Origin of the sequence: Xanthomonas bonasiae, assembly GCF_017163705.1 — a bacterium.
Taxonomy (GTDB): Bacteria; Pseudomonadota; Gammaproteobacteria; order Xanthomonadales; family Xanthomonadaceae; genus Xanthomonas_A; species Xanthomonas_A bonasiae.
The window spans coordinates 17,489-42,149 of record NZ_JAFIWB010000024.1; the positions used below are offsets into that span (position 1 = coordinate 17,489).

The window sequence follows — 24,661 nt, forward strand, 5'->3', positions numbered from 1 at the left end:
AGGTGAACCACGATGATGCTGTTGCTGGATCGTTTGCCTCACTGGCGCGTGGCGACGCGTTCGTCGTCACTGCAGCGTTGGATTTCTCGCGGCGCCCCTCATCCGCCCCTTCGGGGCACCTTCTCCCGATGGGAGAAGGGAGTTCCCATTCTCCCCCCCACCGAGGTCGATCCACATGAGCATCAAACCCGAACACGACACCGTCGCCTATGCCGTCGAGGACGGCGTGGCCTGGGTGAAATTCAACCGCCCGGAGAAGCGCAACGCGATGAGCCCGGCGCTCAACCGCAGGATGCTCGAGGTCCTGGATGAACTCGAATTCCGCGACGACGTGCGCGTGCTGGTGCTGACCGGCGAGGGCAGCGCCTGGACCGCCGGCATGGACCTGCAGGAATACTTCCGCGACACCGAGGCGCACGGCCTGGCCGGCACGCGCAAGGCGCAGCGCGAGAGCTACGGCTGGTGGCGGCGCCTGCGCTGGTACCAGAAGCCGACCATCGCGATGGTCAACGGCTGGTGCTTCGGCGGCGGCTACGGCCCCCTGTTCGCCTGCGACCTGGCCTTCGCCGACGAGGACGCAAAGTTCGGCCTGTCCGAGATCAACTGGGGCATCCTGCCCGGCGGCGGCGCCTCCAAGGTGGCGGCCGAACTGCTGTCGTTCCGGCGCGCGATGTACCACGCGATGCTCGGCGAACCGATCGATGGCCGCACCGCCGCCGAGTGGGGCCTGGTCAACGAGGCGCTGCCGGGCGAGCGCCTGCGCGCGCGCGTGGCGGAGGTGGCGCAGGCGCTGTCGAAGAAGAATCCGGTGGCGCTGAAGGCGACCAAGGACGCGGTGCGGCGCGTGCGCGAAATGACCTACGAGAACGCCGAGGACTATCTGGTGCGCGCGCAGGAAGCGGCCAACAGCTACGACGACGGCCGCAAGGAAGGGCTGAAGCAGTTCCTGGACGAGAAGAGCTACAAGCCCGGCCTGGGCGCCTACGATCTGTCCCGGCAACGCCGCGACGCCTGAGCACAGCGAGGTCACGATGGACATGAGCACGACTGCCGCCGCGCCGCCGCTGGGCGCGGTGCGGACCCCGGTGCAGCGGCTGCTGGAACCGGCTTCGATCGCCATCGTCGGCGCCTCGCCGACGCCGGGCGCGCTCGGCGCCTCGGTGTTGGGCAATCTCGAACGCAACGGCTATGCCGGACAGATCCATTTGATCAACCCCAAGCGCGAAGAGATCGGCGGGCGGCCGTGTCTGGCGTCGATCGCGCTTCTGCCCGATGGCGTGGACGTGGCGGTGCTGGCGATCCCGCAGCCGGCGGTGCTAGACGCGGTGCGCGCGCTGGCCGCGCGCGGCGTGGGCGCGGCGGTGATCTTCTCCTCCGGTTTCGCCGAGGCCGGCGAGGCGGGCCAGGCGCAGCAGCGCGAGATCGCGCGGATCGCCGCGGCGGCCGGCATGCTGGTCGAAGGCCCCAACTGCCTGGGTTGCATCAACTACCTGGCGCGCATCCCGCTGACCTTCATCGAAGCCGACGTCAGCGCCGAACAGGCCGCGCGCAACCGCGCCGCGCCGGCGATCGGCATCCTCTCGCAGAGCGGGGCGATGATGACGGTGCTCAACACCACGCTGGCCAGCCGCGACCTGCCGCTGTCCTATGCGATCTCCACCGGCAACGAGGCCGCCAGCCACATCGAGGACTACCTCGACTTCCTGCTCGATCACGCCGGCACGCGGGTGATCGCGATGATCGCCGAACAGTTCCGCCAGCCGCGCCGGCTGCTGGCGCTGGCGCGGCGCGCGCGCGCGGCCGGTACGCGGCTGGTGTTGCTGCATCCGGGCAAGAGCAGCGCCGCGCGCGACTCCGCCGCCACCCATACCGGCGCGCTCGCCGGCGACTACCAGGTGATGCGCACGCTGGTCGAACGCGCCGGCGTGGTGTTCGCCGACACCCTGGAAGAACTGGGCGACATCGCCGAGATCGCGCTGCGCTGCCCGCGCCTGCCGGCGGCGGGCACCGCGATCCTGGGCGAGTCCGGCGCGTTCAAGGCGCTGTGCCTGGACCTGTGCGAAGACCTGGGGCTGGCCCTGCCGCCGCTGCACGACGGCGATTCCCCGGCGCTGCGCGCGGCCATGCCGGCATTCGTCGCGGTCAGCAATCCGCTCGATCTCACCGCGCAGGGACTGGTCGATCCGGACCTGTACCAGCGCACCCTGGCGGCGTTGTTCGACGACCCGCGCTTCGCCACGATCGTGGTCGGCCTGATCCAGACCGATCCGGTGACCTGCGCGATCAAGCTGCCGCCGGTGCTGCGCGCGGTGCGCGAGCTGCGCCCGCACAAGGCGGTGATCTTCGCCGGCCTCGACGAGGGCGCCGCGCTGCCGGCCGACTATTTGGCGCAGTTGCGCGAAGTGGGCGTGCCGTACTTCCCCAGCAGCGAACGCGCGCTGCGCGCCATCGCACGCCTGGCGGCGCTGGCCGAGCGCGATTTCGACGAAGCCGCGGCGGTGGCGGTGCAGGTCGCGTTGCCGGCGCAGGGCGGGGTGATTCCCGAGCATCGTGCCAAGGCGCTGCTGGCCCCGCTCGGGCTGCCGTTCGCGCGCGGCGAACTGGCCGCCACGCTGCAGCAGGCGCAGGCGGCTGCGGCGCGGATCGGCTATCCGGTGGCGCTGAAGGTGCAGTCGGTCGAGCTGGGCCACAAGAGCGATGTCGGCGGCGTGATCCTCGGCCTCGGCGACGCCGCGGCGCTGGCGGAAGGCTGGGAACGGCTGCACGCCAATCTCGCCCGGCATGCGCCGGATGCGCCGCTGGAGGGCGTGCTGGTCGAGGCGATGGGCGAGCGCGGCATGGAGATGATCGTCGGCGCACGCCACGATCCGCAGTGGGGGCCGGTGATCCTGGTCGGCTTCGGTGGCGTCGCCGCCGAGGTGCTGCGCGACGTGCGCCTGCTCGCGCCGGACCTGCCGGCGGCGTCGGTGATCGGCGAACTGCAACGGCTCAAGGGCGCGGCGCTGCTGCACGGCCATCGCGGCGCGCCGGCGCTGGACGTGGCCGCACTGGCGGAGCTGGTGGTGCGGCTGGGCAGCGTGCTGCGCGCCGAACCGCGGATCCGCGAGATCGACCTCAATCCGGTGATCGTCTATCCGCAAGGGCGCGGCGTGCTCGCGCTGGATGCGCTGATGCTGATCGACTGATCCGGCCACCTGGCCGCCTTTCCACCACGACCCCAGACCTGGAGCGAGCGATGCAAGCCGATCCTTTCGACCCCTCGCGCCTGGCGCCCGACGTCCTCACGGCGCTGGCGACCATGGCCGCCGCTGCGGACGGCAAGCCGCCGTTGCATACCTTGCCGATGCCGGCGATGCGCCGCGCCTACCGCGAAATCACCACGGTGCTCGGCGGCGACGCGTGGCCGATGCGGGAGGCGCGCGACCTGCAGGCCGACGGGCCGCTCGGGCCGATTCCGTTGCGGCGCTATCTGCCCGCGGCGGCCGCGGCGCCGTCTGCGGCCATCGTGTACCTGCATGGCGGCGGCTGGATCCTGGGCGACCTGGACAGTCACGACAAGGTCTGCCGACGCCTGGCGCATGCCGCCGGCTGTGCGGTGATCGCGGTGGACTACCGCTTGGCCCCGGAGCATCCGGCGCCCGCCGGTCCCGAGGACGTGCTGGCGGCGATCCGTTGGCTGCACGCGCACGCCGCGGAACTGGCGCTGGATCCGGCACGCCTCGCGGTGGCCGGCGACAGCGCTGGCGGCGGCCTGGCCGCCATGGCCTGCCAGGCGTTGCGCGGCAGCGCGGTGGCCTTGCGCGCGCAGGTGCTGTTCTATCCGGGGACCGACCTGTCGCCCGGCGGCGATGCGTTTCCTTCGCGGCGCAGGAACGGCGCGGTACCGCCGTTGACGTTGGAGCTGATGCAGGCCATGTCCGGTCCGTTCCTGTCCTCGGGCCTGGACCCGCGCGACCCGCGCCTGTCGCCGCTGCAGGCAGCGGACGTGTCCGGATTGCCGCCGGCGCTGGTCTTCACCGCCGAATGCGATGCGCTGCTCGACGACGGCCGCCTGTATGCCGATGCATTGCGCACCGCGGGCGTACCGGTGGAGTACGTCGAACTGCCCGGCATGGTCCACGGCTTCATCGAGATGGCGGGCGTGTTGCCGGCTGCGGTGCAGGCGATCGAGCGTAGCGGCGCGTTCCTGCGCGAGCGCCTGGCTTGAGCGATGCGGGCAGGCCGATCCCGATCGCGCCGATAGGCGCACCCGGCAGCGCGGGCGTTCCTAGCGCGTTGCCGGCGCGCCGACGCCGCCCTGCTGCGCGCGGCGGAACGCATTCGGCGAACAGCCGGCATTGCGGGCGAAATAGCGGCTGAAATAGGCCGCGTCGGCGAACCCCAGCCAGGTGGCGATCTGCTGCACGCTCAGCGAGGTGTAGACCAGGCTGCGCTGCGCCTCCAGCATCACCCGCCGCTGCAGCAACTGCAGCGGCGCGGCGTTGGCATGCTGCCGGCACACCGCGCCGAGGTGGCTGGCGCTGAGTCCCAACTGGTCGGCATAGCGCTGCAGCGGCCAGTGTTCGCGATAGTGCCGGTCCACCAGGGCGAGGAAGCCGCGAACGTGCTCGCTGCCGCGGTCGTGGCCGCTGTCCGCACCCGGCGCCGGTTGCTGCAGCACGCGCCGCGCGGTCCACACCAGCAACTGGCCGGCCAGCGCGTGCAGCATCGGCACCCGGCCTTCGCGGCGGTGCGCGTGTTCGGTGGCGAGTCCGGCGAAGCAGGCGTCGAGCATGGCGCGGTCGCGCCCGACGTCCAGGCAGGCAGGTCGCGCCAGCGCCTGCGCCATCTGCGGCCACTGCGCGTGCCAGGCCTGCAGCAGCGCGGCGGACAGGGTGACGATGTGGCCGCGGATGCGGCGATGGAAATCGAAGCCGTGCACGTACAGCGGCGGCATCCACACCAGCGCGGCCCGATCCACCCGCTGGCTGCGCCCGTCGATGTGGATCCCGGCCGGGCCGCTCTGCACGTACAGCAATTGCGACAGATCGTGGTGCCGGTGCGGCCGGATCCGCCAGCCGTGCAGGCGGCTGCGCGCCGCGATCGACTCCCAGTGCAGCGCATCGGGCGCGGTGGCGTCGCCGGTTTCGCCGTACAGGCGGAACGCGGGGACGGGGTGGGCCTGAACGGGCGGTTCGGTGATCGCAGCCATCGGCGAAAAGTGCAGGAAATTCTTCGGTTAGTCCATTGGAATCGCGCAACGGCGCGAGAAGACTGGCGAAAAGTACCGCCATGCCGGTTTCGGAGAACGTATGAAGACGTCAGTCGCCATCATCGGTGCAGGCCCCGCCGGGCTGTTGCTGGGCCAGTTGCTGCTGCGCCAGGGCATCGACACCCTCGTCATCGAGCGGCGTTCGCCGCAGTACGTGCTCTCGCGCATCCGCGCCGGGGTGCTGGAGCAGGGCACGGTCGAGCTGCTGCGCGCGGCCGGCGCCGACGCCAGGCTGCAGCGCGAGGGGGTGGTCCACCATGGCTTCGAGCTGGTGCTGGACGGCCACCGCGAGCGCATCGACCTGGGCGGCTCCGGCGGCGCGGGCGCGGTCACCATCTACGGCCAGACCGAGGTCACCCGCGACCTGATGCAGGCACGGGCCGAGGCCGGCGGGGTCAGCGTTTACGAGGCCGAGGACGTGACCTTGCATGGGGTGGACGGCGAGCATCCATGGGTGGAGTACGTGCAGGACGGCGAGCGGGTGCGGGTGGAGTGCGACTACATCGCAGGGTGCGACGGGTTCCATGGCGTCAGCCGCGCGTCGATTCCGGCCGGGGTGCTGCGCGAGTACGAGCGGGTGTATCCGTTCGGCTGGCTCGGGGTGCTGGCCGATACCGCGCCGGTCAACGAGGAGTTGATCTATGCGCGGCATGCGCGCGGGTTCGCGCTGTGTTCGATGCGCTCGCCTACGCGCACCCGCTATTACGTGCAGGTGCCGGCCGGCGAGCGTGTGGAGGACTGGTCGGATGCGCGCTTCTGGGACGAGTTGCGCGCGCGCCTGCCGGACGCGGTGGCGGCGCGCCTGCGCACCGGGCCGTCGATCGAGAAGAGCATCGCGCCGTTGCGCAGTTATGTGGTGGAGCCGATGCAGTATGGCCGGCTGTTCCTGGCTGGCGATGCGGCGCATATCGTGCCGCCGACCGGGGCCAAGGGTTTGAATCTGGCAGCGGGCGATGTGGGGCTGTTGGCGTCGTTGTTCGCGCAGGCGCGGGAGCAGGGCGACGCTGCGCCGTTGCTGCGCTATTCGGAATTGGCGTTGAAGCGGGTATGGAAGGCGGTGCGTTTTTCGTGGTGGATGACGACGATGTTGCACCACTTCCCGGACGAGGATGCGTTCGAACGGCGCTTGCATGAGGCGGAGTTGGACTATCTGCTGGGTAGTCCAGAGGGGCGGGCGACGATTGCGGAGAACTATGCGGGGTTGCCGCTGGAGACGGGGGCGGCGTTGGGTTAGTTGGGTCGGCGTGGCGCTGGATGGGGTTTGCCTATCGGTTCCTGCGCTCCCTGTAGGAGCGGCTTCAGCCGCGACGAACGAAGCCTCACCGCGGCCGATCTCGTTCACTGCGGGCGCTGGATCATTTCTGATCCGGATGTTGTTTGGGATTCTGGAGTCACGGCTGAAGCGATCGCCAGAGCCAGAGCCAGAGCCAGAGCCAGAGTTAGAGTTAGAGTTAGAGTTAGAGCTAGAGCTAGAGTTAGAGCAAAGATTGAGAGCAAAAGCTTTCGCCTTGCGGCGAGTCACTTTTCTTTGCTTGTGCAAAGAAAAGTAACCAAAAGAAAGCACACCCCGCAGCGCGCCCTCCGCGCTGCGCGCTCCGGGTCCGCAGCCCCGACGGGCATTTTTCGATGGCACATCCATGTGCCAACGAAAAACGTCGCGCATCCTGCGCGCCGCCCTTCGGGTATTCGCCCGCCGGGTCTGCCGCGCTGAGGGGGCCCGGAAGATCAAAAGCACAGCAGCAACAGCAACAGCAACAGCATGAGCAGGAGCAAGAGCAGGAGCAGGAGCAAGAGCAGGAGCAAGAGCAGGAGCAGGAGCAGGAGCAAGAGCAGGAGCAAGAGCAGGAGCAAGAGCAGGAGCAAGAGCAAGAGCAGGAGCAAGAGCAAGAGCAAGAGCAAGAGCAAGAGCAACAGCCGGGTAAGGACAAGCGCGACGGTGGAAGTAACGGCGCTAGCGCGCTCTTAGCCCCTCTCCCATCGGGAGAGGGGTTGGGGTGAGGGTACGGGCGTAGCCTGGCGCTGCTTCAAATTGCAGGAGGTTCCGCGCGTTCCCATATTCGCCTCGATGGGGCGCGTGTTAAATCCCACCCTGGCCGCTCGCGCGACGCGCGCTCAGAGCGCGTCGGCGCGGTAGCCGGTGTCGATGCTGATGCTGCCGCCCAGGGCGCGCGAGACGCAGGCGCAGAGTTTGCGGTTCTCGCGGCGCTGTTCGTCGCTGAAGAAGACGTCGCGATGGTCCAGGCCGGCGTCGGCGTCGAGCACGTCCACCTGGCACAGGCCGCATTCGCCGCGGCGGCATTCGGCCATCATTTCCACGCCGGCCGCCTGCAGGGCGTCGAGCATCGATTCGTTCTCCGCCACCGGGACCTCCATGCCCAGGGCCGGCAGCCGCACCACGAACGGGCGCGCTGGCGCGTTGCCGCTGTTGCCGAAGGTCTCGAAGTGCAGCCGCGCGCGCGAACGGCCGGCGGCGTGCCAGTGGCGGCGGACCGCGTCGAGCATGCCCAGCGGGCCGCACACGTAGATCTCGGCGGTGGGGGAGAGCCTGGCGATCTCGGCCTCCAGGTCGGGCGCGCCCCGCTCGTCGTCGCAATGCACGTGCAGGCGCTCGCCGAGCGTGTCCTGCAGTTGCGCCACGTAGGCCATCGCGCTGCGCGAGCGGCCCACGTAGAGCAGGCGGAACGCGGGATGCCGCTGCGCCAGCCGTTGCGCCATGCCCAGGATCGGGGTGATGCCGATGCCGCCGGCCACCAGCAGGATCTCCGCGGCGCGCTCGTCGAGCGCGAAGTTGTTGCTGGGCGCGGAGGTCTCGATGCTGTCGCCGGGCGCCAGCGTCCACATGTGCCGCGAGCCGCCGCGGCTGTCCGGCATCGCGCGGACGGCGATCAGATAGCGGCCATCGGTGCGGGGCTCGCCGACCAGCGAGTAGGAACGAATGTCCTCGCGCCCGTGCAGGCGCAGGCGAAAGTCGAGGTGGCTGCCGACCGCGAACGGACGCGCATGCGCGCCGGGATCGAGCAGGAGTTCGCGCACGCCGTCGCAGGCATCGGCGACGGCGACCACGCGGGCCGGGTACCACTGGGTTTCCTTGCGCATGGCGGGGTCCAGGTGGGGAGGAAGAAGAGCGCCGGGCTGGCGCTGCGGGTGCCGACGGCGGCCGGCGCCGGCGTGGTTCGACTCAGGCGCCGCCACCACGGCTGCGCGCCCGCGCGTCTGGCGGGTTCGGCTGGATCAGCCCGCCGCCGTGCACCCGTCCGATCGCCTGGTCGCGCAGGGCATAGCCGAAATTGCGCTGGGCCAGGCGGGCGTGCTCGCGCATCAGCGCTTCGGCGCGCGCGCCCTGGCGCTGCGCGATCGCTTCGACCACCTGCCGGTGCTGGTCCTGCGCCAGGGTCAGGATCAGGCGCGCTTCCGGCACCGCCACCTGGGCCATCACGAAGCCGTTGGGCGAGGCGAACGGCAGCTGCACGGTGCGCGCGAATTCGCGCGCCAGCAGGTCGCTGCCCGCCATCGCGATCAGCAAGGCATGCAACTGTTCGTTGTACTGCACGTAGTTGGCGAAGTCGTCCTCGCCCAGCTCCGAGGCGAGGACCGCATCGAGCCGTTCCAGCAGCGCGTGCGCCTGCTGCAGCTCGGCGACGCTGGCGCCGCGTTCGGCGGCCAGGCGCGCGGCCAGCCCTTCCAGGGTGCCGCGCAGTTCGATCGCGTCGTGCACGTCGCGTTCGCTGAACGCCTTGACCGCGTAGCCGCCGCCGGGCAGGGCGGTGGCCAGGCCTTCTTCGCACAGGCGTTGCAGCGCCGCGCGCACCGGCGTGCGCGAGACGCCCAGGCGTTCGACCACCGCCAGTTCGGACAGGCGTTCGCCCGGCGCCAGGGCGCCGCCGAGGATCAGGTCGCGCAGTTCCAGCAGCGCGCGGGTGGTCTGGGCGGCGCTGGAGCGGAAGGGAGGCGTGGCGTGCATGGCGTTCCGGTGGTGGGTGGGACGGTCAGCCGACCATGCGCAGATCCAGGTCGCGGCTGCCCTGCTCGCGCGCGACCATGCGCTCGATCAGCCGCCGCGCCCACATCCCGCCGGCATCGACGTTGAGGTTGTAGAACGCGTGGTCCGGATGCGCGTCGATCGCCCGCTGCTGCGCTTCCAGGATCGCCTCGTCCTCGCCGAACACGCCGGTCACGCCCTCGCGCAGCAGCGTGGTCATCGACTGCTCGTGCAGCGAGTGGTTGCGCATGAACGCCCAGAAGTAGTGGCAGCTGCCGTCGGTCTCGGGGGTGATGGTGTTGAGCACGTAGCCGTTCACGCCCTGGCTGCGGTCGCCTTCCGGCGCGCCGCTGCCGGCGACCGCCACGCCGACGTCGATGGCGATGGTGCACGGCGCCTCGAAGCGGATGATCTGCCAGCGGTCGACCTTGCCGCGGTAGCCCAGCGCGTGCTCGATCTGCCGCGCCCAGAACGGCGGCGGGTCGATGTCGCGCATCCAGCGCGAGACGGTGACGCTGCGCTCGCCGTGCACCACCTCGAACGGCGCCTCGGCCACCGCGTCCTGGCCGATGCTGGAGCCGTGCACGAAGGTCTCGTGGGTCAGGTCCATCAGGTTGTCCAGCACCAGCCGGTAATCGCACTTGACCTGGATGGTGCGGCCATCGCCGGCCCAGGCCGGGTCGCTGTTCCAGTGCAGGTCGGGGATCAGCGCCGGATCGGCCAGCGCCGCGTCGCCGGGCCAGATCCACACGTAACGGTGCTTCTCGGCGACCGGGAAGCTGCGCACGCAGGCCGCGGGGTTGATCGTCTCCTGCGAGGGCATGTGCACGCAGCGGCCCAGCGCATCGTAGACCAGGCCGTGGTAGCCGCAGACCACGTCGTCGCCGCGCAGCTTGCCCATCGACAGCGGCACCAGCCGGTGCCAGCAGGCATCCTCCAGCGCCACCAGCGCGCCGGCGCCGGTGCGGTAGAGCACGATGTCGAGGTTGCAGGCCTTGCGCGGCAGCAGGGCGTGGCGGACCTCGTGGTCCCAGGCGATGGCGTACCAGGCGTTGAGCGGGTAGCGGGGAGTCGGGTCGGACATGGCGGGTCCTGTATACATTCGGCGGCGTGCCGATCTGGGCACGGCGGGTAAATTGCGCTCTTGCTCGTTTTTTTCGGGTTAAAAAAAGCGGATGCCGACGTTTTGTATACATCGAACCGTGTCCGTGCACGCCGCGGTGCAACATCGAAAATGTTCGATTATCGATTTACATGGCCGGTAATCGAATTGACCGCGTGAAGCGCTGGGCCTAACGTGTGGCTCTGTCCGGCGACGCGACGAGGGCTGCGTGCAGCCTCCATCGATGCGCCGGGGCTTCGATCAATCAGGCACCACGGCGGACGCCGCCGTTGCGCACCTCGCGGGAGACAGCACCGATGTCGGCAATCCTCTATCGCCCCGTGACCGGCCCGCAGCCGGTCGCCGGGCACGGCCCCGCAGGAGCGGCGGCATGATCGACAAGACCGTCGCCTCGTTCGCAGCGGCCGTGGCCGACATCCACGACGGCGCCACGGTGATGATCGGCGGCTTCGGCAGCGCCGGCATGCCCGACGAACTGATCGATGCATTGATCGCGCAAGGCGCGCGCGCGCTGACCATCGTCAACAACAACGCCGGCAACGGCGACACCGGGCTGGCCGCGCTGATTCGGCACAAGCGTGTCCGCAAGATCGTTTGCTCGTTCCCGCGGCAGAGCGACTCGCAGCATTTCGATGCGGCCTACCGCGCCGGCGAGATCGAGCTGGAACTGGTGCCGCAGGGCAACCTGGCCGCGCGCATCCATGCTGCCGGCAACGGCCTGGGCGCGATCTTCACCCCGACCGGCTACGGCACCGAACTGGCCACGGGCAAGGAGACGCGCGAGATCGATGGCCGGCACTACGTGCTCGAATATCCGATCCGCGCCGACTTCGCCCTGATCAAGGCGTATCGGGGCGACCGCTGGGGCAACCTGGTATACCGCAAGACCGCGCGCAATTTCGGTCCGTTGATGGCGATGGCCGCCGACTGCACCATCGTGCAGGTCGGCGAAGTGGTGGCGCTCGGCGCGCTGGATCCGGAAGCGGTGGTCACCCCGGGCATCTTCGTGCAACGCGTGGTCGCCGCCGGAGATGCCGCATGAACCGTCTGAGCCGAGACCAGATCGCCGCGCGCGTGGCGCGCGATATCGGCGAAGGCGCCTACGTCAATCTCGGCATCGGCCTGCCGACCCTGGTGGCCAACTTCCTGCCTGCCGACAAGGAGATCTTCCTGCATTCGGAGAACGGCGTGCTCGGCATGGGCCCGGCGCCAGCGCCCGGCGAGGAGGATCCGGACCTGATCAACGCCGGCAAGCAGCCGGTGACGCTGCTGACCGGCGGCTGCTATTTCCATCATGCCGATTCGTTCGCGATGATGCGCAGCGGACGCCTGGACGTGTGCGTGCTCGGCGCATTCCAGGTCTCGGTGCATGGCGACCTGGCCAACTGGAGCACCGGCGCGCCGGACGCGATCCCCGCGGTCGGCGGCGCGATGGACCTGGCGATCGGCGCCAAGGACGTGTTCGTGATGATGGACCTGCTGACCAAGAACGGCGACAGCAAGCTGGTCGCCGAATGCACCTATCCGCTGACCGGCCTGCGCTGCGTCTCGCGCGTCTACACCGACCTGGGCGTGTTCGCGGTCGGCAAGCACGGCGCCGCTGTCATCGAGCTCGTCGACGGCTTGTCGCTGGACGAACTGCAACGCCTCACCGGCCTGTCGCTGACGATGGAGAAGGCGCAATGAGCGACGTGTTCATCATCGATGGCATCCGCACCCCGATCGGCCGCTACGGCGGCGCGCTGGCCGGCGTACGCGCCGACGACCTCGGCGCGATGCCGATCAAGGCGCTGCTGGCGCGGCATCCGCAGCTGGACCCGGCGCTGGTCGAGGACGTCTATCTCGGTTGCGCCAACCAGGCCGGCGAGGACAATCGCAACGTCGCGCGGATGAGCCTGTTGCTGGCCGGGCTGCCGTCCAGCGTGCCCGGCAGCACCGTCAACCGCCTGTGCGGCTCGGGGCTGGACGCGGTCGGCACGGTCGCGCGCGGCATCCGTGCCGGCGAGTTGGGGCTGGCGATCGCCGGCGGCGTGGAGTCGATGTCGCGCGCGCCCTACGTGATGGGCAAGGCCGCCACGCCGTTCGCACGCGAGCAGCGCATCGAGGACACCACGATGGGCTGGCGTTTCGTCAATCCGCAAATGCAGCGGCTGTACGGCGTGGAGCTGATGGGCGAAACCGCGGAGAACGTCGCCGCGCGCTACGCCATCTCGCGCGAGGATCAGGACGCGTTCGCGCTGCGCAGCCAGCAACGCACCGCCGCCGCGCAGGCGGCCGGTTTCTTCGACGGCGAACTCGTGCCGGTGATGGTGCCGGGCGGCAAGCGCGGCGAGACCGTCGAGGTCGCGCGCGACGAGCATCCGCGCGCGGACACCAGCGCCGAGGCGTTGGCGCGGCTGAAGCCGATCTTCCGCCAGCCGGGCACGGTCACCGCCGGCAACGCCTCGGGCATCAACGATGGCGCGGCGGCGCTGCTGCTGGCCTCGGCCGCGCAGGTGCAGGCGCTGGGCCTGACCCCGCGGGCGCGCGTGCTCGGCTTTGCTTCGGCTGGCGTGGAGCCGGCCTACATGGGCATCGGCCCGGTGCCGGCCACGCGCAAGTTGCTGGCGCGGCTCGGCGCGACGATCGAGGACTTCGATGCGATCGAATTGAACGAAGCCTTCGCCGCGCAGGGGCTGGCGTGCCTGCGCGAACTGGGCGTCGCCGACGATGCCGCGCACGTCAATGCCAACGGCGGCGCGATCGCGCTCGGCCATCCGCTGGGCATGAGCGGCGCGCGCCTGGCGCTGACCCTGCTGCGCCAGCTCGAGGCCAGCGGCGGCCGCCGCGGCCTGGCGACGATGTGCATCGGTGTCGGCCAGGGCGTGGCGCTGGCGATCGAGCGGGTCTGAGCGACTATCTTGTAGCCGCAGCGTTGCAGGCATGAAGCGGCTCCTGCGCGAGCAACGAACACGCAACAGGCTCCATGCGGAGCCACCGGAAGGAGCAAGATGAGCGATTCCACCAACGACGCGCTGCTCGGCTATCGCAAGCCGTATCCGGGCACGCAGCCGGCGTACATCCATCCTGCCTATGCCTCGACCGTGCGCCGCGGCCCCAGCCGCGACCCGATCGCGATCCCGGCGACGCTGTCGGAAATCACCGGGCCCACGCTGGACCGGATCACCCTGGGCGCGCATGCCGCCGATCTCACCGCCGGCTTTCCCGGCGAGCCGCTGGGCGAGCGCATCGTCGTCTCCGGCCGCGTGCTCGACGAGAACGGCCAGCCGGTGCGCAACAGCGTGGTCGAGGTCTGGCAGTGCAATGCCGCTGGGCGCTATCTGCACGCCGGCGACCAGCACGATGCGCCGCTGGACCCCAACTTCACCGGCACCGGCCAGGTGCTGACCGACGAACACGGCCGCTACCGCTTCAAGACCATCAAGCCCGGCGCCTATCCGTGGCGCAACCACTACAACGCCTGGCGTCCGGCGCACATCCACTTTTCGCTGCACGGCGAGGGCATCGGCCAGCGCCTGGTCACGCAGATGTACTTCCCCGGCGACCCGCTGCTGGCCTACGACCCGATCTTCAATTGCGTGGACGACGACAAGGCCAAGGCGCGGATGGTGTCGGCGTTCGACTGGGAGAACGCGATCAGCGAATACGCGCTGGCCTACCGGTTCGACATCGTGCTGCGTGGCCGCAAGCAGACCGTCTGGGAGTGACACCATGAGTTTTCAGGCAACCCCTTCGCAAACCGTCGGCCCGTACTACCGCCTGGGCCTGGAGCCGCTGTACCGTACCGAGATCGCGCCGGCCGCGGCGCGCGGCGAGCGCGTGCAGGTGAGCGGCACGGTGTTCGATGGCGCCGGCGTGCCGGTCGCCGATGCGGTGCTGGAGATCTGGCAGGCCGACGCCGCCGGCATCTACGCGCATCGCGACGACCCGCGCCACGACGATCACGATCCGGCGTTCCACGGCTGGGGCCGCGTGCCGACCGACGCGCATGGCCGTTTCTCCTTCAGTACGATCAAGCCAGGGACGGTGGCCGGGCCCAAGGGTGCGCCGCAGGCGCCGCACCTGATGGTGCTGGTGTTCATGCGCGGCCTGCTGCGCGGCGCGTCCACGCGGCTGTACTTCGCCGATGCCGCCGGCAACGGCGAGGACCCGATCCTGGCGCTGGTGCCGCCGCAACGGCGCGACACGCTGCTGGCCCAGCGCACCGCGCCGGGGCACTACGCCTGGGACGTGCGCATGCAGGGCGAGCAGGAGACCGTGTTTTTCAGCTACTGAGCGCCCGCTTTGTGTAGGAGCGGCTTCAGCCGCGACCGGGGCTTTCCTGGTAACGCCCGGTCGCGGCTGAAGCCGCTCCTGCAGACAGGCGACAGCGGCGGTGGGTGCAGTCCGCGCATCCCGTCATCGCGTTGGCGCTACCCTTGGCCGGCCCGATGCGCCGGCACGACCCGCAGAGACGTCATCCATGAGTTCCAGCCTTTCCCTGCTCAGCCCCTTGTTCGGCGACCCCGACATCGATGCGCTGTTCGACGATAGCGCGCGGTTGCAGGGCATGCTCGATTTCGAGGCCGCGCTGGCGCTGGCCGAGGCGCGCTGCGGGGTGATTCCGGATGCGGCGGTCGCGCCGATCCAGGCGGCCTGCCAGGCGCAGCGGTACGACCTGGCCGCGCTCGGCCAGGCCACCGCGCTGGCCGGCAATCCGGCCATCCCGCTGGTCAAGGCGCTGACCACGCAGGTCGAGGCGATCGATGCGTCCGCCGCGCGCTGGGTGCATTGGGCCGCCACCAGCCAGGACGCGATCGACACAGGCAGCGTGCTGCAGCTGCGCGCCGCGCTGGATGCGCTGCAGCCGAAGCTGGCGGCGCTGTGCGATGCCGTGCATGCGCTCGCCCAGCGCGAGCGCGACACCGGCCTGCCTGGCCGCACGCTGCTGCAGCAGGCGGTGCCGGTGACGTTCGGACTCAAGGCCGCCGGCTGGCTGGATGCATTGCAGCGCGCACAGCGCCGCTTGCAGGCGCTGCGCGAGGACGCGCTGGTGCTGCAGTTCGGCGGCGCCGCCGGCACCCTGGCCTCGTTGCAGACGCAAGGGCTGGCGGTGGCGCAGGCCCTGGCGCAGGCGCTGCGGCTGCCGCTGCCGGCGCTGCCCTGGCATGCCGCGCGCGACCGCATCGTCGAGATCGGCAGCGCGTTCGCGCTGCTGGCCGGAACCCTGGGCAAGATCGCCACCGACATCGTGCTGCTGATGCAGTCGGAAGTGGCCGAGGCCTTCGAGCCGGCCGCGTCCGGCAAGGGCGGTTCCTCGGCGATGCCGCACAAGCGCAACCCGGTGGGCTGCGTGGCCGCCATCGCCGCGGCCACGCGCGTGCCCGGCCTGGTGTCCACGCTGTACGCGGCGTTGCCGCAGCCGCACGAACGCGCCGCCGGGCAGTGGCATGCCGAGTGGGATACCGTGCCGGAGATCGTGCGCCTGAGCGCTGGCAGCCTGGCGCAGATGCGCAGCGTCATCGAGGGCCTGGAACTGGACCGCGCGCGCATGCGCACGCACCTGGACAGCCATGGCGGCTTGCTCTACGCCGAGGCGGTGTCGGTCGCGCTCGCCGCCACCTTGGGCAAGGCTGCCGCGCACGCGTTGGTGGAAGAGTCCGCGCGCCACGCACTGCAGCACGGCCGTCACCTGCGCGAGGTGCTGGCGGCCGACACGCGGGTGACCGCGGTGTTGGATGAAAACCGATTGCAGGCGCTGTTCGCCGCCGACAGCTGGCGCGGCATGGCCGATGTCTGGATCGACCGCGTGCTCGCCAACGGCTGAGCCTGTGCAACTGGATTCCGCGGAGCCGCCATGCCGTTTCTCGATCTGCCCAGCCATCGCCTGCACTACCGCCTCGACGGCAGCGCCGGCAAGCCGTGGCTGACCTTCTGCAATTCGCTCGGCACCGACCTGCACATGTGGGACGCGCAGATCGACGCACTGGCGCCGCACTACCGCCTGCTGCGCTACGACCGTCGCGGACATGGCGGCTCCGGCGTGCCGGCCGGCCCCTATCGCGTGGACGATCTCGGCGGCGACGTGCTGGCGCTGTGGGATGCGCTGCGGATCGAACGCAGCCATTTCTGCGGGCTGTCGATCGGCGGCCTGACCGGGCAGTGGCTGGGCCTGCACGCCGGCGCACGCCTGGAGCGCCTGGTGGTGAGCGCCACGGCGCAGAAGATCGGCAGCGAGGACAGTTGGCGCGCACGCATCGCGCAGGTGCAGGCCGAGGGCCTGACTGCACTGGCGGCGGCGACGCGCGAGCGCTGGTTCACCCCGGCCTTCGCCGCGCGGTGTCCGCAGCGGCTGGACGAGATCATCGCCACCTTCCTCGCCACCTCGCCCGAAGGCTATGCGGCATGCTGCCACGCCGTGGCCAGCGCCGACTTCCGTGGCCGGCTCGGCGCGCTGGCGGTGCCGCTGCTGGCGATCGCCGGCGACGACGATCCGGTGTGCCCGCCGCAGGACCTGCGCGAGATCGCCGCTGCGGTGCAGGACGGCCGCGCTGCGCAGGTGCCCGGCCGCCACATCTGCAATGTGGAGTCCGCGCAGGCGTTCAACCGCCTCCTGCTCGAGTTTCTCCAGGCTTCCTAGAACGAAAGCCCGCTCCGCTGCGCAGGCGGCCGGCGACGCTGATCCCGACGCTGCATCCCCCCACATCACAACGGAAACCCCATGGACGAAAAACAACGCTACGACGCCGGACTGCAGGTCCGCAAAGCCGTACTCGGCGAAGACCACGTGGAACGCTCGCTGGCCGCGCGCACCGACTTCACCAGCGAGTTCCAGGAGTTCATCACCCGCACCGCCTGGGGCACCGTCTGGACCCGCGACGGCCTGCCGCGCCACACGCGTTCGCTGCTGACCCTGGCGATGATGGTCGCGCTCGGCCACGACGAGGAATTCAAGCTGCACGTGCGCGCCGCGCGCAACAATGGCGTGAGCGCGGACGAGATCAAGGAAGTGCTGCTGCAGGCGGCGATCTACTGCGGCGTGCCCGCGGCCAACCACGCCTTCGCGCTGGCCAAGCCGATCCTGGAAGAGCAGGCGGCCGAGGGCTGAGGCCGGCGCTGGCGTCGCGCTGCTCGCATCGCGTGGCCGATCTTGTAGGAGCGACTTCAGTCGCGACAGGCCTTTCCGGTCACGCCCGTGGCGACTGTACCTGCGCCTGCGCAGCGGGGACCGCAGCTGGGTCACGCTGCCGCACGCCGACCATGTGGCGCACGTCGAGAACGCGCATGCGGCGTGGGTGGAGGCGGTGGTCGGCTTCCTGCGCCGGCCGCGCTGAGCGCGACGCGGGCGCTGTGGCCCGGTGAATCGAACGGCGCCGCGATGGGGAGCATGTAGCGGCGGCGGCCGGCGTGCCAGCCGGCTCTAGGGACTCAGCTGAGCAAGCCGCCCAGCCGCTGCGCGGCGTCCCTCAGCGGGGGCAGCAGCTGCGTCTGCATCGCCTGCAGGGTCACGCGGCCGGCCTGGGTGCCGATGTTGAGCGCGGCGATGACCTCGCCGCGGCGGTTGCGCACCGGCACCGCGATCGAGCGCAGGCCGATCTCCAGTTCCTGGTCGATCAGCGAGACATCCTCGCGGCGCACGCGCGCCAGCGTCTCCAGGAACTCGCGCTGGCCGGTGACGGTACGTTCGGTGCGCGGGCGCAGCGGATTGCGTTCCAGGTAGCTTTCCAGGGTGTCGTGCGGCAGCGCCGCCAGCAGGACCCGGCCCATCGAGGTGCAGTAGGCCGGCAGCCGGCTGCCGGCGCGCAGGCCGATCGACATGATGCGCACGGTCTCGGCGCGGGCGATGTACAGCAGGTCGTCGCCGTCGAGCACGCCCAGCGAGCAGGATTCGTGCACCGCGTCGCGCAGCGCGTCCAGCACCGGCTGCGCGGCCGCGGTCATCGACGAGGACGCCACGTAGGCGCCGCCGATGCCGAGCACGCGCGGCAGCAGCACGTAGCCGCGGCCCTGTTCGCCGACGTAGCCGAGCTTGCCCAGGGTGTAGAGCACGCGCCGTACCGCCGCGCGCGAAATGCCGGTCTCGGTGCTGATCTGCGACATGGTGACCTCGCGCGCATGCAGCGCGAACACGCTGAGCACGGCCAGGCCGCGCGCCAGCGAGGTCATGAAGTCCGGGTCGCCTTGCAGCCCGTCGATCTGCTGCATCAGCTCGTGGGTGAGCCCGCGCTCGGCGGGCGGCGAACCGGCGCCGGCCTTGCGCCGGCCTGCGGAAGCGGGGGAATCGGCCATCAGGTGAGCGTGCAATCCATCGGATACCCCGTCATGGTAAGCGCTGCACGGCCGCCTGCGTGGCGGCCGTGTTCCCGGTAGCCGCGGAACCGGCGCGCGCCGGCCGGTTCCGGGCGGGTCTCAGTGCTTGCCGGGCAAGGCGTAGGCGATCACGTAGTCGCCGCGGTCCGGCGACTGCCGCGCGCCGCCGGCGGTGACCACGATGTACTGGCGGCCGCTCCTGGGCGAAACGTAGGTCATCGGCGTGCCCTGGCTGCCGACCGGCAGCCGCGCCTTCCACAGTTCCTTGCCGGTGTGGCTGTCGAGGCCGCGCAGGTAGTAGTCCTGGGTGCCGGCGAAGAACAGCAGGCCGGACTGGGTGGCCAGCGCGCCGCCCAGGGTCGGCATGCCGATCGGGATCGGCAGGCGCATCTTGATGCCGAGCGGGCCGGTGTCCTGCACCGTGCCGACCGGTACCTGCCAGACCAGCTTGCGGGTGGCCAGGTCGATCGCCGACAGGGTGCCGTACGGCGGCTTCTGGCACGGGATGCCGAGCTTGGAGACGAAGCGGTCGCGCAGCGAGCCGTACGGGGTGCCGGTCTGCGAGGCCGCGCCCATCTCCACGCCGCCGGCCTTCTGGCTCTCCATCTGCCGGCGCGGGATCAGCTTCGTCCACAGGCCGATGCGCATGTCGTTGACGAACAGGTAGCCGGTGGTCGGGTCCAGCGCGGCGCTGCCCCAGTTCATGCCGCCCAGCGAGCCCGGCCATTGCAGCGCCAGGTCCTCGCCCGGCGGGGTGTACATGCCGTCGTAGCGCATCTGCCTGAACTGGATGCGGCACAGCATCTGATCGATCGGGGTGGCGCCCCACATGTCGGCTTCGGTCAGTGTCTCGGTGCCGATCTGCGGCATGCCGGTGGACAGCGGCTGGGTCGCCGCGTAGCGCTCGCCGTCGGCCTTGCCCTGCGGTGCGGCCACCTCCTGGACCTGCGCCAGCGGCTGGCCGGTAGCGCGATCGAGCATGAAGATCTGCCCGGCCTTGGTCACCTGCAGCAGCGCGGGCACGGTGCCGCCCTTGCCGTCGGGCACGTCGGCCAGGGTCGGCTGCGCCGGCAGGTCGTAGTCCCACAGGTCGTGGCGCACGGTCTGGTAGTGCCAGCGCACGCGCCCGGTCGCGACCTCCAACGCCACGATCGAGGAACTGTACTTGTCGTCCTGCGGCGTGCGCTCGCCGCCCCAGGCATCCGGGGTGGTGTTGCCGGTGGGCAGGTAGATCAGGCCCAGCGCCGGATCGTAGGCCATCGAGGTCCACACGTTCGGGGTAGCGCGGGTGTAGTGGATGTTCGGGTCCAGCGGGGTGTCCGGGGTTTCCTTGGCCAGGTCCCAGGCCCACACCAGCTTGCCGCTGCGCACGTCGAAGGCGCGGACCACGCCCGAGGGCTCGCCGACCTCGATGTTGTCGGCCACGCGGCCGCCGACCACGATCAGGTTGCCGGCGATCAGCGGCGCCGCGGTCAGGGTGTAGAAGCCGGGCTTGACCTCGCCCATGCCGGCCTTGAGGTCGACCACGCCGTCCTGGCCGAAGTCGGCGCAGGGCGTGCCGGTCTGCGCGTCGAGCGCGAACAGGCGCGCATCGACCGTGTTCATCAGGATACGGCGGCGGCACAGCGCCGGTGTCGCCGCTGGCGCTGCAGCAGCGGGCGCCGGCATCAGGTTGTCGCCGGCGGCCGCCGGCGCGGTTGCGGTCGCTGCGCTGTCTGCGTCGTAGTAGCCCAGGCCGCGGCAGCGTTGCCAGTTCGGCGCGGTGGCCTTGGGGTCGAACGACCAGCGCTTCTGTCCGCTGTCGGCATCCAGCGCGAACACCTGGTTGTGCGGGGTGCAGACATACACGGTGTCGCCGATCTGCAGCGGCGTGGCCTGGTCCTCGGCGCCGAAGCCGTTGCTGGTCGGCACGTCGCCGGTGCGGGTCGTCCACGCCACCTGCAACTGGCCGATGTTGTCGCGGTTGATCTGGTCCAGTGCGGCGAAGCGGGTGCCGGCCACGGTGTTGCCCCAGTGCATCCAGTCCTTCTGCGCGGTGCCCGGCGCCACCGGCGTGACCGGCGCATCGGCGCTGGCCTGCACGACCGGGCGCGGCACGAAGGCATAGCCCGCGGTAGCGGCCAGGCCGACCACCAGCAGCGCGGACAGCGCATAGGCGCCGCGCCCGGCCGGCTGCCGGCGGCTGCGGCGCAGGGTCGGCCACAGCAGGGCCACCAACAGCGCCAACACCGCCGGCGCGACCAGGCGCGAGACCAGCGGCCAGAACGCCAGTCCCACTTCCCACAGCGCCCACACCAGCGTGCCGACGAAGGCCGCGGCGTACAGCGCGGCGCCGGCGGGCCGGCGCGCGATCACCAGGATGCCGGCGGCCAGCGTGGCCAGCCCCATCAGCAGGAAGTACCAGCTGCCGCCCTCCGTCGCCAGGCGCAGGCCGCCGACCAGCAGCACGCCGCCGATCAGCACCAGCAACAGGCCGACCACCCAAAGCAGTCCGCGGCCCAGGACCGAGACATCCGATTGCGTATTCACGTTGCGTATTCCTCTGCAGACTCCGTGACCGCGCGCGGTTGCGCGACGGCGGTGTTCCCGGGCGTTCCGTCAGACGGCTAGGGAAACGGACGGGTCCTGACCACAGCGGAAGGCGTCTTCCGTGGCCTGCCGCTGCGCCGGGAAACGCGACGGCGACACCAGCGCGCCGCCGTCCTGGCGGGCGGCACCGACGACGGCGCATTCCGAGAGGTCTGGTCGATTATCGCACCGATGTGCGAATTTGGCATCGGTCGCGGCGAGGCGCCGATCGGCGTGCGGCAGATCGACCGACGGCTGGGGCGAGTGCGAGGGCGGCGAGGCGCAGATCGCGGTGGAACGCAGCGGCGTGGACGGCCGGTGGACCCATGCGGGCGGCAACGCATGCGCGGACCGCGGCGTCTGCGCGGTGGCCGGGCCGATGCAGGGATGGGGCGATCGCAGTGCGCGCGGGCGCGGCACGGTCGTTCACGCGCCACCGGGATCCGCATCGGGCCGCCGCGTCCGGATCTGTGAAGAGCCGGCCCTGCTGCGGCGTGCCGCGTCTGCGGCCACGTTCCGGCGAGCCCGTCGCGCGAGCTCGCCGGAGGCGCTTGCTACTTCTTCTTTTCTTTCTTGGCCGCGCGCTTTTCCTTCAGCGTCTTGGTCGGCTGCTTCTTGTCGCTCTTCTTCTGATCCATGCCCTTGCTCATGACACCCTCTGGACGATTGCACTGTGGATTGCCGACTGCGGCCGCCGTGGCGGCGATCGCGGGTGCCACTTTACTCCGCTGGCGGCCGGCCATGCCGCAGTTGTCGACCGGCATGCACGCAAGGTTGGGCCATAATCGTGTTTTCCCCCAAGGTGCCCCGCGTCCGATGAAAACCCCCCAGGGCCTGCAGCCGCTGATCGAGGATGGCGTCATCGACAGCGTGCTGCGCCCGCTCAAGAGTGGCAAGGAGGCCGCCGTGTACGTGGTCCAGGCCGGCGCCGAGGTGCTGTGCGCCAAGGTCTACAAGGACATGGCGCAGCGCAGCTTCCAGGCGCGCGTGCAGTACCAGGAGGGCCGCAAGGTGCGCGGCAGCCGCCAGGCGCGGGCGATGGGCAAGGCGACCAAGTTCGGCCGCCGCGAGCAGGAAGCCGCGTGGAAGGACACCGAGGCCAACACCCTGTACCAGCTGGTGGACGCCGGCGTGCACGTGCCGCAGCCGCGCGGCTACTTCCACGGCGTGCTGCTGATGGACCTGGTCACCGACGCCGACGGGCAGAGCGCGCCGCGGCTGGGCGAAGTGGAGCTGGAGCCGGAGCAGGCGCGCGCGTTCCACATGCAATTGATCGGCGACGTGGTGAAGATGCTGTGCCTGGGCCTGGTGCACGGCGACCTGTCCGAATACAACGTGCTGGTCGCCGCCGAGGGCCCGGTGGTGATCGACTTCCCGCAGGTGGTCAGCGCCGCCGGCAACAACGCCGCGCGCGACATGCTGCTGCGCGACGTGCACAACCTGCGCGACTGCCTCGGCCGCTTCGCCCCGGAGCTCAACGAAACCCATTACGGCGAAGAGATGTGGGCGCTGTACGAGAAGGGCGAACTGCGCCCGGATAGCGCGCTCAGCGGCCGCTTCGTCTTCGACACCCGCCGCGCCGACGTGCGCGCGGTGCGCGACTCGATCGAGGACGCGCGGCAGGAAGCGATCATCCGCCAGCAGGGCCGCGAGGCCGCGGCGGACGAGGACTGAGTCGCGCGGCAGCGCGTCCCGCACGACGCGCTGCCGAAAAACATCCCTCGCCGCTGCGCCGATCGCCGCAGCGCGCCGCCGATCGCATCGGTGGCTCCTTCACTGTCGCGTCCCTGTCATTTCCGCATCGCCATGCGTGTTCGCCAGGGCGTGTCATCGATTCTCCGGCAGGTTGCGTTGGCGCTGACAGATACAAGCCGCACGCCTGCTCTTGCGCGCGCTGGCGTGTCGCCCCAGCTCACCTCTTCCATCTTTCTTTTCCGTGCACGCGCAAGGTGGCGCGTGTTGCTCGGGATCGAGGGTGCGTCTTTGTATCGGCAGCGAATGGCGCTGCCATCGGCGAGCGCAACAGCGCGCCCGGCAACGGGTTGGAAACGTGCCGCAAACGCGACACGGCGACCGGAATATCCGTATCCCGATGCGATACCAACGTATCGCCCGCAATACGAATCTTTCGTCAATCTTTCTGCGCGCACGCGCAAGTTGTAGTGGCAGCTGACTGCGGTTTTCGTGCGGATATATCGCGGGAATACATTTCGTGTAGCGTTGCGCGCTTCGATCTTCCCACCCCCACGATTTGACCCCCATGCTCGACGCTTTCGCCGCGCCTCGTTGTTTCATTCTCTGTGGTTCCGTCGTCGCGCTCGCGATGGCGGCGGGGTGTTCGTCCGCGCCGCAACCGCCACCGCCGATCAAGGTCGGCACGCTCGCGCTGACCCCGCACAGCTTGCCGGTGGAGCAGTCGCTGCCCGGGCGCACCGTGGCCTACGAAGTCTCCGACGTGCGACCGCAGGTCAACGGTCTGCTGCGGCAACGGCTGTTCACCGAAGGCCAGGAAGTCCAGGCCGGGCAGGTGCTGTACCAAATCGATCCTGCGCCGTACCAGGCCGCCTACGACACGGCGCGCGGGCAGCTCGCGCAGGCCCAGGCCGCCGTGGTCGCGGCGCGTCCCAAGGCCGCGCGCTACCGCACCCTGGTCGAACAGGACGCGGCCAGCAAACAGGACGCCGACGACGCGCAGGCCGCCTTGCAGGAAGCCGAAGCCAACGTGGTGGCGGCGCAGGCGTCGTTGCAGGCGGCGCGCATCAATCTCGACTACACCCGGGTGACGGCGCCGATCTCCGGCACCATCGGCAGTTCGGCCTATACCGCCGGCGCGCTGGTGACCGCGCAGCAGGATGCGGCGCTGGCCAAGATCCAGCGGCTGGACCCGATCTACCTGGACGTGAGCCAGTCCAGCACGCAGATGCTGGCCTTGCGCGAGCGGCTCGATGCCGGCCAGATCAAGGCGGCCGACGGCAAGATCTCGGTGCGGGTACGCCTGGAGGACGGCAGCTTCTATCCGCATCCGGGCACGCTGGAGTTCGTCGGCACCTCGGTCGATCCCGGCACCGGCGGGGTCACCCTGCGCGTGGTCGTGCCCAATCCGCAGCATCTGCTGCTGCCCGGCATGTACCTGCGCGCGCTGCTGCCGTTGGCCAGCGACCCGAACGCGATCCTGGTGCCGCAGCAGGCGGTGACCCGCGATGCCAAGGGCGATCCGCTGGTGAAGCTGCTCGGCGCGCACAACCGGGTCGAGGAGCGCCGCATCCGCACCGGCGACGCGGTCGGCCACGACTGGGTGGTGCAGGCCGGACTCAAGCCGGGCGAACGGCTGATCGTCGTCAACGGCAGCCGCGCCGAGATCGGCAAACCGGTCGTGCCGTATGCGGTCAGCGCCGCGCAGCTCGAGGCCGCGCCCGCGGTGCCGGGCGACGCCCAGGCCGACTGAGGAGCT

General features: G+C 70.4%; 22 protein-coding genes and 1 pseudogene. 16 read left to right on the forward strand and 7 right to left on the reverse strand.

All coding sequences use genetic code 11. The features are described 5' to 3' along the window. Positions 1-175 precede the first annotated feature (175 nt). From JR064_RS17500 to JR064_RS17510, 3 genes are read left to right on the forward strand one after another with little or no spacing between them, the layout of a single operon-like run. Positions 176-1,015 (forward strand): p-hydroxycinnamoyl CoA hydratase/lyase, encoded by an 840-nt coding sequence (locus JR064_RS17500; protein WP_206230586.1) that lies wholly within the window; start codon positions 176-178, stop codon positions 1,013-1,015. A 22-nt stretch (positions 1,016-1,037) separates the two neighbouring features. After that, positions 1,038-3,185: an acetate--CoA ligase family protein gene (locus JR064_RS17505; RefSeq protein WP_206230587.1), complete on the forward strand. Its 2,148-nt coding sequence runs from the start codon at positions 1,038-1,040 to the stop codon at positions 3,183-3,185. Positions 3,186-3,235: 50 nt separating this feature from the next. Further along, complete coding sequence (locus tag JR064_RS17510; protein ID WP_206230588.1) at positions 3,236-4,207, forward strand: alpha/beta hydrolase; 972 nt, start codon at positions 3,236-3,238, stop codon at positions 4,205-4,207. A 60-nt stretch (positions 4,208-4,267) separates the two neighbouring features. Here the strand turns inward: JR064_RS17510 and JR064_RS17515 are convergent, their stop codons facing one another. After that, positions 4,268-5,191 (reverse strand): helix-turn-helix domain-containing protein, encoded by a 924-nt coding sequence (locus tag JR064_RS17515; protein ID WP_206230589.1) that lies wholly within the window; start codon positions 5,189-5,191, stop codon positions 4,268-4,270. Positions 5,192-5,291: 100 nt separating this feature from the next. On the opposite strand from JR064_RS17515, the gene pobA reads away from it, so the two are divergent. Together pobA and JR064_RS17525 are read left to right on the forward strand one after the other, a co-directional pair. After that, complete coding sequence (pobA, locus tag JR064_RS17520; RefSeq protein ID WP_206230590.1) at positions 5,292-6,485, forward strand: 4-hydroxybenzoate 3-monooxygenase; 1,194 nt, start codon at positions 5,292-5,294, stop codon at positions 6,483-6,485. A gap of 392 nt (positions 6,486-6,877) precedes the next feature. Beyond that, positions 6,878-7,249 carry a hypothetical protein gene (locus tag JR064_RS17525; protein ID WP_206230591.1) on the forward strand — a complete coding sequence of 124 codons (372 nt, stop codon included), beginning with the start codon at positions 6,878-6,880 and terminating at the stop codon, positions 7,247-7,249. Positions 7,250-7,363: 114 nt separating this feature from the next. Here JR064_RS17525 and JR064_RS17530 read toward each other — a convergent pair whose 3' ends face one another. From JR064_RS17530 to JR064_RS17540, 3 genes are all read right to left on the reverse strand, one after another. After that, the gene (locus JR064_RS17530) at positions 7,364-8,347 is read right to left on the reverse strand and encodes a PDR/VanB family oxidoreductase (protein ID WP_206230592.1); all 984 of its coding nucleotides are present in this window, start codon (positions 8,345-8,347) and stop codon (positions 7,364-7,366) included. A gap of 82 nt (positions 8,348-8,429) precedes the next feature. After that, positions 8,430-9,212, reverse strand: coding sequence for a GntR family transcriptional regulator (locus tag JR064_RS17535; RefSeq protein WP_206230593.1), 783 nt, complete (start codon positions 9,210-9,212; stop codon positions 8,430-8,432). Between the two features lie 25 nt (positions 9,213-9,237). Further along, positions 9,238-10,314 (reverse strand): aromatic ring-hydroxylating dioxygenase subunit alpha, encoded by a 1,077-nt coding sequence (locus JR064_RS17540; RefSeq protein ID WP_206230594.1) that lies wholly within the window; start codon positions 10,312-10,314, stop codon positions 9,238-9,240. Between the two features lie 409 nt (positions 10,315-10,723). On the opposite strand from JR064_RS17540, the gene JR064_RS17545 reads away from it, so the two are divergent. The 9 genes and pseudogenes from JR064_RS17545 to JR064_RS17585 all read left to right on the forward strand — a co-directional run. Then, the gene (locus JR064_RS17545) at positions 10,724-11,395 is read left to right on the forward strand and encodes a 3-oxoacid CoA-transferase subunit A (protein WP_191825837.1); all 672 of its coding nucleotides are present in this window, start codon (positions 10,724-10,726) and stop codon (positions 11,393-11,395) included. Beyond that, a complete protein-coding gene (locus tag JR064_RS17550; RefSeq protein WP_206230595.1) occupies positions 11,392-12,039 on the forward strand; it encodes a 3-oxoacid CoA-transferase subunit B in 648 nt (215 codons plus the stop codon). The genes JR064_RS17545 and JR064_RS17550 overlap by 4 nt, the downstream gene beginning before the upstream one ends. Continuing rightward, positions 12,036-13,244 (forward strand): 3-oxoadipyl-CoA thiolase, encoded by a 1,209-nt coding sequence (pcaF, locus tag JR064_RS17555; protein ID WP_206230596.1) that lies wholly within the window; start codon positions 12,036-12,038, stop codon positions 13,242-13,244. Before JR064_RS17550 ends, pcaF begins: the two co-directional genes overlap by 4 nt. Before the next feature lie 99 nt (positions 13,245-13,343). After that, entirely contained in the window at positions 13,344-14,060 is a 717-nt protein-coding gene (gene pcaH, locus JR064_RS17560; RefSeq protein ID WP_191825834.1) for a protocatechuate 3,4-dioxygenase subunit beta, read from the forward strand. Positions 14,061-14,064: 4 nt separating this feature from the next. Next, entirely contained in the window at positions 14,065-14,628 is a 564-nt protein-coding gene (pcaG, locus tag JR064_RS17565) for a protocatechuate 3,4-dioxygenase subunit alpha (protein WP_206230597.1), read from the forward strand. Between the two features lie 187 nt (positions 14,629-14,815). Beyond that, positions 14,816-16,159 carry a 3-carboxy-cis,cis-muconate cycloisomerase gene (locus tag JR064_RS17570; protein WP_206230598.1) on the forward strand — a complete coding sequence of 448 codons (1,344 nt, stop codon included), beginning with the start codon at positions 14,816-14,818 and terminating at the stop codon, positions 16,157-16,159. 30 nt (positions 16,160-16,189) lie between these two features. Beyond that, on the forward strand, positions 16,190-16,972 hold the full coding sequence (pcaD, locus tag JR064_RS17575; protein ID WP_206230599.1) for a 3-oxoadipate enol-lactonase: 783 nt from the start codon (positions 16,190-16,192) through the stop codon (positions 16,970-16,972). 81 nt (positions 16,973-17,053) lie between these two features. Then, a complete protein-coding gene (pcaC, locus tag JR064_RS17580) occupies positions 17,054-17,440 on the forward strand; it encodes a 4-carboxymuconolactone decarboxylase (RefSeq protein ID WP_191825831.1) in 387 nt (128 codons plus the stop codon). Positions 17,441-17,534: 94 nt separating this feature from the next. Next, positions 17,535-17,666, forward strand: a pseudogene (locus JR064_RS17585) (alpha/beta hydrolase); the annotation flags it as partial. Positions 17,667-17,760: 94 nt separating this feature from the next. Here the strand turns inward: JR064_RS17585 and JR064_RS17590 are convergent. The 3 genes from JR064_RS17590 to JR064_RS17600 all read right to left on the reverse strand — a co-directional run bounded on the left by JR064_RS17590 (position 17,761) and on the right by JR064_RS17600 (position 21,974). Further along, the gene (locus tag JR064_RS17590) at positions 17,761-18,621 is read right to left on the reverse strand and encodes an IclR family transcriptional regulator domain-containing protein (RefSeq protein ID WP_179570938.1); all 861 of its coding nucleotides are present in this window, start codon (positions 18,619-18,621) and stop codon (positions 17,761-17,763) included. A gap of 120 nt (positions 18,622-18,741) precedes the next feature. Continuing rightward, entirely contained in the window at positions 18,742-21,171 is a 2,430-nt protein-coding gene (locus tag JR064_RS17595) for a membrane-bound PQQ-dependent dehydrogenase, glucose/quinate/shikimate family (protein WP_206230600.1), read from the reverse strand. Between the two features lie 593 nt (positions 21,172-21,764). Next, positions 21,765-21,974 carry a hypothetical protein gene (locus JR064_RS17600; protein WP_179570893.1) on the reverse strand — a complete coding sequence of 70 codons (210 nt, stop codon included), beginning with the start codon at positions 21,972-21,974 and terminating at the stop codon, positions 21,765-21,767. Between the two features lie 52 nt (positions 21,975-22,026). Between JR064_RS17600 and JR064_RS17605 the strand changes: the two genes are divergently transcribed. Together JR064_RS17605 and JR064_RS17610 are read left to right on the forward strand one after the other, a co-directional pair. Next, positions 22,027-22,884, forward strand: a complete 858-nt coding sequence (locus tag JR064_RS17605; RefSeq protein ID WP_179570936.1) for a PA4780 family RIO1-like protein kinase — start codon at positions 22,027-22,029, stop codon at positions 22,882-22,884. Between the two features lie 586 nt (positions 22,885-23,470). Further along, a complete protein-coding gene (locus JR064_RS17610) occupies positions 23,471-24,655 on the forward strand; it encodes an efflux RND transporter periplasmic adaptor subunit (RefSeq protein ID WP_179570935.1) in 1,185 nt (394 codons plus the stop codon). Positions 24,656-24,661: the final 6 nt, after the last annotated feature.